The organism is Lysinibacillus odysseyi 34hs-1 = NBRC 100172, from assembly GCF_001591965.1.
Taxonomy (GTDB): domain Bacteria; phylum Bacillota; class Bacilli; order Bacillales_A; family Planococcaceae; genus Lysinibacillus_B; species Lysinibacillus_B odysseyi.
Genome location: NZ_BCVX01000014.1, coordinates 21320 through 34923 on the forward strand (window position 1 = coordinate 21320; position 13604 = coordinate 34923).

The 13604-nt window shown below is 40.1% G+C and carries 11 protein-coding genes; all 11 read right to left on the reverse strand.

What is annotated here, in order from left to right; translation table 11 throughout:
• Window positions 1–13: 13 nt before the first annotated feature.
• Window positions 14–2116, reverse strand: a complete 2103-nt coding sequence (locus BOD01S_RS19460; RefSeq protein ID WP_052124742.1) for a CgeB family protein — start codon at window positions 2114–2116, stop codon at window positions 14–16.
• Window positions 2117–2121: 5 nt separating this feature from the next.
• Window positions 2122–3192, reverse strand: a complete 1071-nt coding sequence (locus tag BOD01S_RS19465; RefSeq protein ID WP_036152492.1) for a hypothetical protein — start codon at window positions 3190–3192, stop codon at window positions 2122–2124.
• Window positions 3173–4486: a glycosyltransferase gene (locus tag BOD01S_RS19470; RefSeq protein WP_036152491.1), complete on the reverse strand. Its 1314-nt coding sequence runs from the start codon at window positions 4484–4486 to the stop codon at window positions 3173–3175. The genes BOD01S_RS19465 and BOD01S_RS19470 overlap by 20 nt, the downstream gene beginning before the upstream one ends.
• Window position 4487: 1 nt before the next feature.
• Window positions 4488–5750: a glycosyltransferase family 4 protein gene (locus BOD01S_RS19475; protein WP_036152489.1), complete on the reverse strand. Its 1263-nt coding sequence runs from the start codon at window positions 5748–5750 to the stop codon at window positions 4488–4490.
• 457 nt (window positions 5751–6207) lie between these two features.
• The gene (locus BOD01S_RS19480) at window positions 6208–6969 is read right to left on the reverse strand and encodes a hypothetical protein (protein WP_036152487.1); all 762 of its coding nucleotides are present in this window, start codon (window positions 6967–6969) and stop codon (window positions 6208–6210) included.
• An 87-nt stretch (window positions 6970–7056) separates the two neighbouring features.
• Window positions 7057–8373 (reverse strand): S-layer homology domain-containing protein, encoded by a 1317-nt coding sequence (locus BOD01S_RS19485; RefSeq protein ID WP_052124740.1) that lies wholly within the window; start codon window positions 8371–8373, stop codon window positions 7057–7059.
• A gap of 271 nt (window positions 8374–8644) precedes the next feature.
• Window positions 8645–9442, reverse strand: a complete 798-nt coding sequence (locus BOD01S_RS19490) for a TIGR00282 family metallophosphoesterase (RefSeq protein ID WP_036152572.1) — start codon at window positions 9440–9442, stop codon at window positions 8645–8647.
• A 147-nt stretch (window positions 9443–9589) separates the two neighbouring features.
• Window positions 9590–10588: a UDP-glucose 4-epimerase GalE gene (galE, locus tag BOD01S_RS19495; protein WP_036152485.1), complete on the reverse strand. Its 999-nt coding sequence runs from the start codon at window positions 10586–10588 to the stop codon at window positions 9590–9592.
• 140 nt (window positions 10589–10728) lie between these two features.
• Window positions 10729–11454 carry a CpsD/CapB family tyrosine-protein kinase gene (locus BOD01S_RS19500; protein WP_036152484.1) on the reverse strand — a complete coding sequence of 242 codons (726 nt, stop codon included), beginning with the start codon at window positions 11452–11454 and terminating at the stop codon, window positions 10729–10731.
• Between the two features lie 20 nt (window positions 11455–11474).
• Window positions 11475–12179: a YveK family protein gene (locus BOD01S_RS19505; RefSeq protein ID WP_036152481.1), complete on the reverse strand. Its 705-nt coding sequence runs from the start codon at window positions 12177–12179 to the stop codon at window positions 11475–11477.
• Window positions 12180–12386: 207 nt separating this feature from the next.
• Window positions 12387–13604, reverse strand: coding sequence for an ATP-grasp domain-containing protein (locus BOD01S_RS19510; RefSeq protein ID WP_036152474.1), 1218 nt, complete (start codon window positions 13602–13604; stop codon window positions 12387–12389).

Here is a 13604-nt window from a genome sequence, read left to right on the forward strand (position 1 = left end):
TCTCATAATTCACCTATACCATCTTATATTGAATTTCAGCTTCGATTTCTTTGACATCCCGATAGTTTTTAATGAAATTAAAACCATCAATATTGAAAAATTGAGAGCCGTTTGTAAACCACTTACTAATTTCACAATCCTGCGACAAGCATTCCATTAATTCGTTTGGGTTTTTCGTAAAGAGATGATCTACCTTCAGAATTCCCTTATCAAGATAGCCGCAAGTAGAGAATCGATACTGTTCCCCGCCATCCTTCATGATATGGGCATCCGGTACATATTTTGTTGCCAGCATTAAATCCATCAGGTAGTTCTCCCCGTAATAATGTGCCGGATTAAAGAACGCGATATATTTCGCGCTGACCATCTGTTCGATAGAATTATAATGATGCATATAATCGAGCAGGAATGTGTTCATATTTCCTTGATTATGTGTATTGAAAATGTCTAAATAACCCGGGAAAATACCGAGCAAAATAATGCATTTTTTATGGGTATATGTTTGTCGCTCATATTGTTCCATTAGGTGTGCATAATCCTCCATCGATTTCACAACACCTACTACTGCTACATCCGTTGCTGCCTGCTTATACTCAATTTTCATGAACTTCAGCATCTGTACGACCCGTTCCTCGTACGTATGTTCTTGCAATACTTTTCGCAAACCAAGCAATCTTGATTTCTCGTAATACTCACGATCCTCAAAATAGTTCGAGATACGTCCCTGCAGCTGATCGAAATTATTCGATGCAACGACGAGATCACCGAACATGTTTTCAATACCAAGTGATTTTGAACTGACAACCGGTGTATTAGAAGCCAATATTTCAAATACGCGTCTCGCGAACATCGTTGGTGAATCGACAATGCTATTCACATTCAAAGCAATTTTGTATCCTTTGTATGCATAGTCAATTTCATCCCCGCGAAGCGTCCCGACAATATAATCTTTAAAGCGTTCCGGGAACTGGTTCGGTGATTCAGGGTTATTATAATTGCGGTCGAAAATTTCCAACCCGTATTTTCCCGAAATCTCGATCATATTGTTCATAACCTCTGTCCGTTCCGGGAACTTATCGCCGTAATATGCACCGGCAAATACAACCTTTTCCTTCCGTTCATACTTTTCAATTGGATTATGATACTTCGGCTGTGCTGCAAATGGAAATACATCTACATTTGCACAGCCGTCTTTTTGATAGTGCTGGATAGATGTTGAATCGGTTGTGAACACATAATCAAAATGTCTTGCTGTCTCGATGAATACGTCATAATGAAACGGATCTTCCTTGTTCCAGAAGATAGTCGGAATATCATTATTTTTGCACCATCTCACAAGCTCCAATAAATGTGAATTATTCCGCGGCCCCTTTGTGCCGACCATGTTCTTCCAGTGACCGTCATTGCCGACCCAGGCGGATTCACAGAAAAATAAATCAATATTGTTCGCATTCAATTCGCCTTTCCATTTATACGGCTGGACTTTAATCAGGTTAAATTCCGGTTCAAAGCTTCTTGTAGTGAACTCATCTCCGATAAAAATAACATTGAACTGCTTAATTTCCTTATCGATTCTTTTTACTTTACCGACGTTCGAATCACGATTGACTGTATAGAAAAAGGGATTTTGAATATAGACATAACCTTTTCCACTTGTCCGAATCCCAAACTTAATGCCATTCAATTTTTCCTTATTTGCTGCCTTTAAATAGTTGAAGTTATCATCCAGCAATCGGTAGCTTTTCCGTTCCCCGTCTTCATATAAAAGAATGAGATGCACCTCTGTATTTGTTTGTTCTTCCTGATACATTTTAAATTTAATAGCTACCTCTTCATGCTCTTTTAAAACAGTTTTTATTCGGTCAAGCATGTCCAAATCTACGAAGTAGGAATAGCCAAATGCCTTCTCTTCATAATCGCATTTCATAGCAATCCCGTTTTCTTCGTTTGTCATCTGTACATGCTCATTTCTGCTGAATTTATCAGCTGCAAAATGGAGATCCAGTACGCTTGACAGCTTGCATCCGTCAAAGCTTGGATTAATAGTGTAAAGCTGTTCGACTAATTTCTTTCTCAGCTCTTGAAATTCATGTTTTTTGTCTTCAATTAATTGCATCACTATTATCTCCTTTTATTTTTAAGTCCCCAGTATTTCAATGTCAGCTTCCCTAGCTTTGAATTTTTTAATGCTTCATATCTGCTTTCCAGTACAAGGTACCGCTCTTGCAGTTCATTGAACTTTCCGCCCATTTCTTCATATTTACTTTTGAAGTAGCGGTTCTCATTTACAAGAAGTGTCGTCTCGTTTATATAGATATCCATTTCATCCACGATGTGCAGCTTATCGACAATTTGCTTTTCCACTTCTGCTTTCAGCTCTATATGTTCAGCAGTAGCTTTTAAATACTTTGCCTCCAGCTCCTCATTTTGCTTTTTCAACGTCTTCTCCTGCTCGGCCTTCTTTTTCAATTGTTCCTGCAGAGCGCTAATTTGTTTTATGAGATTTTTCTTCTCCTGCTGAAGAGAGTCGATTTGTTCAGGAATAGATTGGATAAGCAGATTTGTATCGGTGGCCTTTTTAGCGAACTCGCCTTTCAGCAAATCAAGCTCCTTGTGAAGGGTAGAAATTTCCTTCAGCATCTCCAGCTCAACTACTTTAGACTCCATTTTTGGGGAAGGCGGCTCTTGCTGCTTCTGTGCCGGTCGTGCAGTACCCAACCGCAAACATACGTCCTGCTGGTCTGCCGCGGAATAAAAGGATGGAAAATACACTGTTTCCTCAAGCAGACTTTCGCTGTATTCATTAAAGTTGTTGACACGGAGAATATTCAATAAATCTTCGCTGATGGCCGATGTGACAATCGGCTTCTGGAAAGGAATTAGTTTATTTACGATTTTCATTAGGTTTTTTCGATTATTTAGATAGAGATAAATGACGTCCGGGTCCTGTAAATTTTTCTCATCAATCATCGACTGCAGTGTAAAATTATTGGAGATAAAAGGAATGGCTATTTGTTCGCTGCAATTAAAATTATGAATAACACTTCGATTTCCGATTTTGAATAAATAAATCAATTCATCCATACCGGCACTTCCTGTATGTGACTTTATATCCATATCACTGAAAATATATTTGACAAGTGTCTTTTGTTCACTGCCTTTATAAGCTTTATCAATGGTTAACTGATACATTATTGTTTGCCTCCTCTAACTTTTCATAAAGTCCGATCAATTCTTCCTTCTCCAATTCCCAGTTATACTTTTGACTTGCATGTAAGGCATTTTTGCTGAAGGTATTTCTTTTTTCCAGGTCTTGTGTCATCATATTTACCGCCTGGGCAATGTCAGCCGGATTATGGGAATCAATGCAAAGTCCGATTTCTTCTTCTTCCACAACTTTTCGGATTTCTGGGAAGCTGCAGGCGACTACCGGCACTCCTGCCATCATGTATTCGAACAGTTTATTGGAAGATGCCGAATAGTGATTGAAGCATACATTGTTCAAAATCTGGAAGCCTACATAAGCATTGACTGTATAGGCGGGCAATTCATTTAAGGGTACTTTCGGCAGAAACTTTACCCGCCCCTCTAGCTGCATGTCCTTTACTTTCTGGATAAGCTGTCCCTTTATTTTTCCATCTCCAATGAGCACAACAATTCCTTCCTTGATCATCGGAACAGCTTCAATCAATTTTTCCAATCCACGGCCTGCTTGAATACCTCCTTGGTAAAGAAGAATTTTCTCTCCTCTTTCCAAACCTAATAATTCACATAAATTTACTATGTTTTCTGGTTGCTTATTAGCTGAAAACGGGTAATTATGAACGACAGCAGGATAAAAGCCGTATAGTTCCTCGTTATATTTCGCACGTGTATGATTTTCCACAATCATGGCATCTGCCTTTTTAATAAGAAGACGCTCCAATAGACCATGTATCTTGCCGTACCCTGTCCGGCTAGTCTGAACCTCATGGGAATCGTAGACGAGCTTTTTCCTGTTGAATCTGAGTTTTGCACATACAATCCCTTGTGGAAGGGTATTTAAATCATTGGCATGATAGATATCGTATTGTTTTTGTCTTCCCTTTCTAATCATCCGGCTGATGATACAAAGATTGATCACCATTTTTTTTAGTTTCGTTGCGAGCAACGCAAAAATGATAATCGAGAGCAATATTGTTACGAACGGCCATGCCTGCAAACAAGCAAGCCATCCTGCTGTGAGCGGTACTGCAAGCCATTTGTTTTTCTTTACTAAGCGCACGAATCCCTGTATCCATATGAGCGTAGCCGGATAACGTCGTACCCGAGAAACCGTAAAGCGTTCATTTATTTTTTCCTCAAATAGCATTTCCGGATTACTCGGATCATGGATACATATGAGGTCTACCTCGTACCCGTGTTCGGACAATGCAGTACACTCACGCATAACGCGGGCATCATTCGTAAAGTGATTCCATACAAACATACAAATTTTCTTTTCCATATTAGTTAACCTTGCTGTCTATATTTATCATTTCATTTTTTGGTTCCAGCCTGCAGACTTTCTGTACGGCCTTTTCATCTTCGATTGCATCAATCAAGGTATGAATATTTGACTCCCACAAGAAATCCCGTTGCACAACCTTTTCATTATTCAACGCAATAGCTTCTGCCACATGACGGTGATTCTTAAGGTGGACAATAAACTGAACAATTTCTTCTACATTGCGTGATTCCGATACATAGCCGATGCCTTTTTCCTCGATTAATGACTTAATATAGCCTGAAGCCCCTGCTGCTATCGGCAGTCCGCACGCAATATAGTCAATCAGCTTGCCAGGCAGGACGGTATCAAATACATCCTCATCCTTTAAGCAGAGCACTCCTACATCATTTTGTTTGATGAGCTCAAGACACTCTCTTCTTGTCATGGCACGAATAAAATGCACATTATAAAGCTTGTGTTCTTTAACAAACTGCTGAAATTCACCTTTTTTCAGTCCAAAACCTACGACATTCAGGCGAATCTCCTTCGCAAAAAGAGACTTTGAAAGCTGCTTTAGAAATTCAACATCTTGGGCAAGCCCGATATTTCCTGAATATACTACAGCAAAGCCATCTATGTGAGGCTCCCCAAGAGTCAATTCCTCTTTTCTAATGGAATTAGGAACAAAGTAAATGGGCGTTTCCTTTTTTAACTTAGCCTCGATATGGTGATAAAAGCCTTTACTGTTGATCACGATGGAATCCGCCCTGTTGTACATGCATTTTTCCATCATTCTGAATAATGAAATGATCCATTTGTAATTAAAAACACCTACACCTCTTAAAGAATCCGGCCACAAATCTCTCACATCAAGAATCAATTTTGCCTTAAACCGAATTTTTGCCAGGATGCCGACCGCTCCAAGGAAAATAGGCGGGCTTGTCACAAATACTGCGTCATATTTGTTCTTGGAACATAAAATCATCCATACCATCCGGCACATCATCTCCAAATAATAAAGCAGTCGGTTGAACATATTTCTTGTATATTTCCGATTTGCCACTTTTACCCGGTGAATATGCTTATCTTCATTGAGTTGCCGGTCATGCCAAAATTGTTTTTCTATATACAGTTTTTTGTTCGGATAGGAAGCCTCTGTCGTCAATACGTGGACTTCATACTGTTCATTTAAAAGCTGATAAATATTTTTAATCCGGTTGCCTGCGCTACCGATTTCGGGATAAAAATTTTGACTGATTACCAATAGACTTTTTTTGGACATTTTTTAGCCCCTTTACCTGTGAAAATGTTATTGAACACTGCTGCAAGTTCCCGGGCCAACAGGATATTGATCACAAAGGTATTATCATCCGATATGACGGTTTTAGCCTTTGTTCCTTCAGCGCTTTCCCCGCCGGAAGCATCACTTCTGCATCAACAGCATTGCAGCAGATGCATTCGCCCCCTTCGTTTTATATATTTTTTCTTTGATAAAAAGCAGACTTCGGTGTTGAACCTCCGTTTATTGCAGATCACAAGCTATGTGTATCAAAGCATTACTTTGTTGACCTGTAAATTTACTTGGTATTTTTATGCTCCTCGTTTGCTCTATTACGCCTTCTGAGAGAACTTTCACTCTTCCAGCCCTTCTTCTACCAGCAAAGGAAAGAAGAATAATAATCTATTTGGTTATTGAAAGATACAATAGTCAGGTTGTCGGTCTACTTCTTTCTGTGGGCTTATTTGATTTCTGCCAATGCTTTTTTCATTAAGCTTGAACGAAGCTCCTCTTTTGTCTGATTGTATTCATCGCGGAAGCTTTGCGCTTCTGATTTCTTAAATCCATTAGCTACAAGGTCCGCCTCAAGTACCTTCATCAAATTCTCAAAGGCTCCGTCTGTCGACGATTCAAGCGAATCAGAGGACCCCATATACTTTGTATAGAAGTAACCCGCACTGATCTTTTCGCCGTTTGCTTTTTTTTGTGCATATTCTTTTTTAGCTGCCGCTACCAGATTATCCACCCGAGTTTCTGCCTGCTGCTGCAGGGAAACAAGCGTCCCTCTATACTTTTCCTTAATCGATTCAGCTGTCACCGATTCCGGTTTAGCAGCCGGCGGGTTCGTTGTTTGCGGATTTGCCGGTTTCTTTGCGACTGGTACTTCTTCTTTTTCAGACTGTTGGGCAGCTATAGAAGAGTCTTTTGCCGGAGCTTTGACAGCTGCACTCGCTTCAGTGACTTCCTGTACTGGCTTTTCTTCTGCCTGCGCCTTCTGACCTTCAGCAGTTTCTTCATTTTTTTGCTCTAGGATTGTTCCATCACTTGCGATTTTCATAGACGTGCCATCAGGCAATTCAATCTCATACCCTTCGTCAATAATTTGATCCACTTCCGGGTCCGCCACATCATATGTTTTAAATTTAAATTCATACAAAATATAGCCGCCGCCAAGTAATATCACAACACCAACAGATAGTAAAAACCATTTAAGTATTTTCATCTTTATTCATTTCGCCTTCTTCCTATCATTTGGAGTTAGACATTTGAAGGATCCCTTAAAGCATTGCTGCTTTAAGGGCCTGCATCCTTATTCAATGTCAAGTGTATAAGTTACACCGGCAATTGTAATCGTTACGTTGTTATCATACTTTTCCTTTAATTCCGCAACAGTCGTTATCGCTCCATTTACACGATGCGCCTCGTCAATGAAGCGGTCTGCATTTTCAATAACTGCTGGACGATTGATATCCATTGCTGCATCATCGAAATAGTCCCCGCGTTGGAATTCGTCGGAATAACCGCCCGCTCTAACGGTAATTGTATCTAAATGGTCAAATAATAGAGCAGCTGCTGGAACAGGGATATTTTCAATCAGATCAACAAATGTTAACCCTTCCTGTGCTTCCCGTAAAAGTGCTCTGATTTCGGTAAGTTCTAAATCGTCTGAACGGAAGGAAATGCGGATAGTATTATCATCCTCTAACCCAAATGTCGCAATACTAGCTGCTTTTTCACCATAGACTTCCAATAGATTTTCAATAGCAGTATCCAGTGCTTTTTCAATTTGTACTTGGTCAGGATTTGGTGAAGGAGCAGGTGTACCACCGTTATCAGGATCAGGGTTTGGTGCTGGCGTACCTCCGTTATCCGGACCTGGATCAGGTGTTGGCGTACCTCCGTTACCCGGTCCTGGATCAGGTGTTGGCGTACCTCCCGTATCTGGATCAGGATTAGTACCGACGTCTGGGTCCACCCCTGTATCCGGATTATCTCCCTCCCCTTTTTGAGCCGCTTCTTCGGCACGTACAACAAAGGAGGCAAATTGGCCGCGCTTAACAGGAGCAAATGGGCTGTATGTATATGCCGTTGTCCCTGTTGTAACCCCATTTGCATAAAGTGTTTCAATATAGTCGATAAAGCCCGCTGCCCCGGCGATATCCTTGAAAGGTGTTTCTTTTGAGCCTTTCAAATCAAAGGCTTCTACAATAATTTTGGCGATTTGTCCACGCGTGATAGGAGAATGCTGTCCGTATGAACCGTTCGGAAGCCCCGAAATAATTCCCTTCTCCTTTAATGCGGCAATAGCTCCGTAATATTCATCTGTTTTTTTCACATCTGTAAATTCTGGATCTACTACATTTTTAGTATCCAACTCTAAAATGTTCGCCATGATTTTTGCGGCCTGTCCACGGGTTAACGGCTTTGCCCATCTAAATGTACCGTCAGAATAGCCTTTTATGATGCCGCGATCAGCTAGCTGCTGAATCGCTGCTGCATGGCTGTTTGTACTTTCTACATCCTTAAAAGCGTTTGCTGCTTCTGAGTTTGTCGGAGCAGCGACAATGATTCCGCTAGCTGCGACAGCTGAGGCGATGGCAATATTAAATACTTTTTGTTGTTTCATATTGTTCCCTCCATTTTTAGAAAATCTTGAATACACGCTTGAGTATAGCATTATCATCCGGGAAAGTTTAGCGTATTTTTGTTAAGAAAATATTACAAACATTACATTATGCCCAATAAATCGAATTTTATTATTTTGTTCTTATAGGACAAATAGACTGTATTACCTATGTTTACAGCGTACATAATTGTAAACTGATGAATTTCACCTAACTTTTCTTTTCGATAAATAAGAAAAACGAGCCCATTTTTCATGAGCTCGTTTTCGTGTTTTATCCTTTAAACGGATAATCATCATTGATATAAATTCTTTCCTGCCGCAGAGATTTCCCTGTTTTATCATCTATTTCGACAAAAAAACCACTTAGGACCTCTCGCCCTTTTTTCGGCACCTCAAAGCGCGAAGGCATGTTTGTTTGAAACTTATAGATAACACTTTCCTTTGTCATACCAAGTATTTCATCATATGGGCCGGTCATCCCAACATCGGTAATATAGGCGGTTCCGCCAGGGTAGATACGGGCATCAGCCGTCTGTACGTGAGTATGCGTTCCGACTACAACGGATGCTTTCCCGTCTAAATGCCAGCCAAGCGCAATTTTTTCACTTGTTGCTTCGGCATGAAAATCGACAAATACAAGAGGTGATGTTTTCTTCGCCTCTGCCACCAATTCATCCGCCATAGCAAACGGATCTTCATGCGGCGGCAAAAATACTCGGCCATGAAGATTAATAACGCTCAATGTTACACCATTCTTCTCGATCTGTACCATTCCTTTACCCGGTGCCTCCGTTGAAAAGTTTGCCGGCCGAATCAGATAGTCCGCATCATCAATGAATTCAAAAATATCTTTGTTATCCCATGTATGATTTCCCATTGTAATGACATCAACACCGATTTGCAGCAGCTCATTATAAATATTACGTGTAATTCCACGGCCCGCTGCTGCGTTTTCACCATTTGCGATGACCACATCTACTGCATACTTCTTTTTTAGGCGCGGCAAATACTTTGCTACTGCATCACGGCCAATCGAGCCGACAATATCGCCAATAAATAATACTTTCATTTTTCCGACCACACTTTCTCTCAAATACCCTTTATTTTAGCACTGTCTTGATTTAGAAGGCAAATATAGCAGGGACGAAAAGAAAAACAAGCCATCTGGTATCTTTCACATGATACCAAATGACCTCTTAATATCTTTCTACTTTATTCATCCATCCTGCTTTTCAAAATTCCATGCATCCCTGCACATATCTTCAATCGTACGCCTTGCCCTCCACTGTAGTTCACTTTCCGCTTTACCTACATCAGCATAAATGGAAGGGTTATCGCCAGATCTCCGGTTCACAATTTGATAAGGCACTTTTATTTCGTTTACTTGTTCGAACGCATTGACAAGCTGTAAAACACTTGTCCCGCTGCCTGTTCCTAAATTATAAATATGATAACCCGGCGTTAGATGCTCCAAAGCTGCAACATGTCCTTCTGCAACATCCATGACGTGAATATAATCTCTGATTCCCGTTCCATCAACTGTCGGATAATCTCCTCCGAATATATGTAAGACAGGTAAATCTCCTTTCGCGACCTTTGTTATATAGGGCATTAAATTGTTTGGCACGCTAGCAGGCACCTCGCCTATCAGTCCGCTTTCATGTGCGCCGACCGGGTTAAAATAGCGGAGGATGGTGACGTTAAATCCGGGATTGGCAGCTGCCACATCCATTAAAATCCGTTCACACATTGCTTTTGTTTGACCATACGGATTGGAAGCGGGTAATAGCGGTGCGTTTTCTTTCAGAGGACTATTCCCATCTCCATAGACTGTAGCGGATGAACTGAAGATGAACCGCTCTATTTGATAGAGGAGACAGCATCTTAATAAATTGAATGTACCTTGTACGTTATTAACGTAATACTCCAATGGATTAGTAATCGATTCCCCAACAGCTTTGTAACCCGCAAAATGAAAGACGCTATGAAACCGATAGGCGTGAAAAAGTTTTGTTAACGCCTGTTCGTCACGTAAATCGATTGGAAAAAACAATACACTTTTACAAGTAATTTTTTTTAGCCTTTCAATCGTTCTGGGCGAACTGTTTGCCAAATTATCGATAATTACCAGTTGTGCTTCCGGATATCGCTCGTATAAAGAAATATAAGTATGTGAACCGATAAAACCAATCCCACCTGTAATTAGAATATTCAACTTTTCTCTCCTTGCTAACTAGATTACTTTTAGGGAGAAAACATTCAACACTAAATAAGTCTCTTGACGACCGGAAGCCTATTCTCCGATTAACGTCTACTCCAGTATTATTTATACAATGTAACATTGGGCACCAGATATTAATGCCCCGCCCCATAGTAACCATAATAGCGTTTATGGTCGCGTGGCATTTTACAGTTATTTAAGACAACGCCTATCATATTTGCCTGTGAAGTAGCCAAAATTGACTTTGCTTTTATAATAAGTTCCTTTGTTATAACACCTGCATTCGCAACTAATAATGTACCATCACATTTATTGGCCAACACTTGGGCATCTGTAACCGGAAGAACCGGGGGGGCGTCAATAATAATGATGTCATATAAATTTTTCAGCTCATCCAGTAAGGCATCCATCGTTTTTGAAGAGAGCAGCTCAGCTGGATTAGAAGGTATGGGGCCGCTAGGAAGAATGGCTAATCCTGACACTGAAGTTTCTTGGATAGACTCGTAGAACGCCCGCTTTCTTACAAGTACATTGGACAGACCTACCGTATTAAACAGACCGAAAGCATAATGCAATGTCGGTTTACGAAGATCAGCATCTATTATTAAAACGCGTTTGCCTTCTTGGGCAAATACAACACCAAGGTTTGCTGTTGTTGTCGATTTGCCCTCTCCGGGTATAGTGGAGGTGACCAAAATGGTTTTTACTTCGCAGTCAGGCATGGCAAAGGTGATATTCGTCCGTATTGTCCGAAACTGCTCCGAAATAATAGAGCTGCCATCCAATAAGGTGATAAGTTTCCGTCCTGCTTTAAGTAATTTTATTTGCTTTTTCCTATCTCTATTTTTCCGGCCAAACATTTGTATTCCCCCCGGCCTTATTAGGTTTTATGAAAAGACTTCTTCTCTTTTTCAAAAGGAATCGAACTGACCATACCTAATACCGGTAATTGTAAAATGTTCTCTATATCCTTTTCTGTTTTGATAGTCACATCAAATACTTCACGTAAAAATGCAACTCCGATACCTGCCATTGCACCGATTATGAACGCCGCTGCAATATTCAGTGTGATATTAGGCTCTACAGGATTGGGAGACTGATCTATTTTTGCAGCTGAAAGGATATTGATATTATTAACGCTCATTAGATTAGGGATCTCCGTTTGGAAAACCTCAGCGATTGTATTAGCAATATTGACAGCTTGTTGCAGTTCATCAGCTCTCACCGAAATATTCACAACCTTCGAATCACTTTCATTTGATACTGTTATTTGATTCATTAATTCTTCTTCGCTTATTTGTAAGCTGAGCTTCTCTATTACCTTGTTTAATATAACAGGGCTCTTAATAATGACATTATACGTACTGATTAATTGCAGGTCAGTCTCCATTTGGGCCCAAATATTCTCCTCAGATATATTTTTCTGATTGACAAGCAATTGTGTCTGGGCTTCATATACAGGGGAGATAAGGTAAAAGCTGAGATAGGCAGTTATCCCTGCGGAGCAAATAGCGAATCCTATAATTAACAACATTTTCTTTTTGATCAGCTTTACTAGCTCCTGTAAACTTATCGTCTCACTCAATCGTCTCCCCCCTTCTTATTTCGCCCTATATTTTTACTCTCTTGTTCAGTAGAATATTTGTCATACTACCATATGAATAACTGCCTTTATTTATCCCTGTTCCATCACACTTTTGTTAGCGGTATTAGACACATACACACTTTTATTTACAATATGCTAGAAAAGGCGTAACATGCAGATGCTCTTGTATATCCCCGCTGCTTTTTATTAGTTGTTCACTAATGATTCCTCCACAATGACTTTGATCCAGTTCTCCATATTATCCATTTTTTCTAGCATTTCATCTATCGAAGAATAGGTCAGGACCATGGAGCCCAATTTCTTATCCGATCCAGTAAATGCCTGAATTTTATCACCTGGTTTCACAAACAATTCATATTCGACAACATTCCTTTTCATAAACTCTTCATTCATTTCAAGCCCTTTGAATATTCCGCTTTTTTGGCTATTAATTGTGTAGCAGGACCAATAGCCTTGCGACTGAGCCATAGATACATCCCGGCAGTCTTCGCCTATAGCCGCTTTGATACTATATTCTATTAAATCGAAACCTGTTGCATAATTTGTTATACGGGGTATTAGATTGCCTCCGTTCCTTGCACCCATCTCGATAAAATATACATTCTCCTCTTGGTCTATTCTTATATCAAAATTATAAGCGCCTGTTCTCATTTGAAGCAGGTTTAGAAGCCGTTGAATCTCATCATGGATCTTGTTTTGAAGATGTGCGGGTAATATGCTGGGCCAGCTTCCTCCTAATGGGACAAAGGGATTTAGGGGTGTATTGGAAAGATGATTATTGGAAAAGTACCGGAATACAAGCTCACCATCTACTGAAAAGCCGTCTCCACCAACTTGATAGCCTTGTTTTTCGATATATTCTTCTATTAAGAACCGTTTCACTTTTGAGTGCTGCAAAGCATATTCAATTTTCTGTGGGAGAAATTCCACAGAATCAATCTTCGAAATACCTCTACTTCCTGAAGAATCAACCGGTTTAATCATGACAGGCATTTTAAAAAGATGAAATTCTGCTTGCGCTTTTTCTATAGAAGTATAGCTTTTTGCTTTAGGGACCTGAAAATGATGCTTCTTTAAAAATGCCCGGAATAAATCCTTTCGATTAATAATCTCAATTGATTGATAAGGATGAGAAGGCAGCCCCATTCGTTCAGCAACATAAGCTACAGTCGTAGCAGCTTCATCTGCTGCGAAACAAATAATGCCGTCAATTTCCAGTGTTTTTGCCAAAGCTAGAACAGCTTCCTTGTCCATATAGCTGACGTTATGATATTCATCCGCGAATTGATGGCCTGGATTATGCTCAAAAAAATCGCAGGTAATAACATAACAGCCCATTTCTTTCGCCTTTTTAATAAATGGAACATGATATGAATCCCCGCTTAAGACAAGTAATTTTTTCAT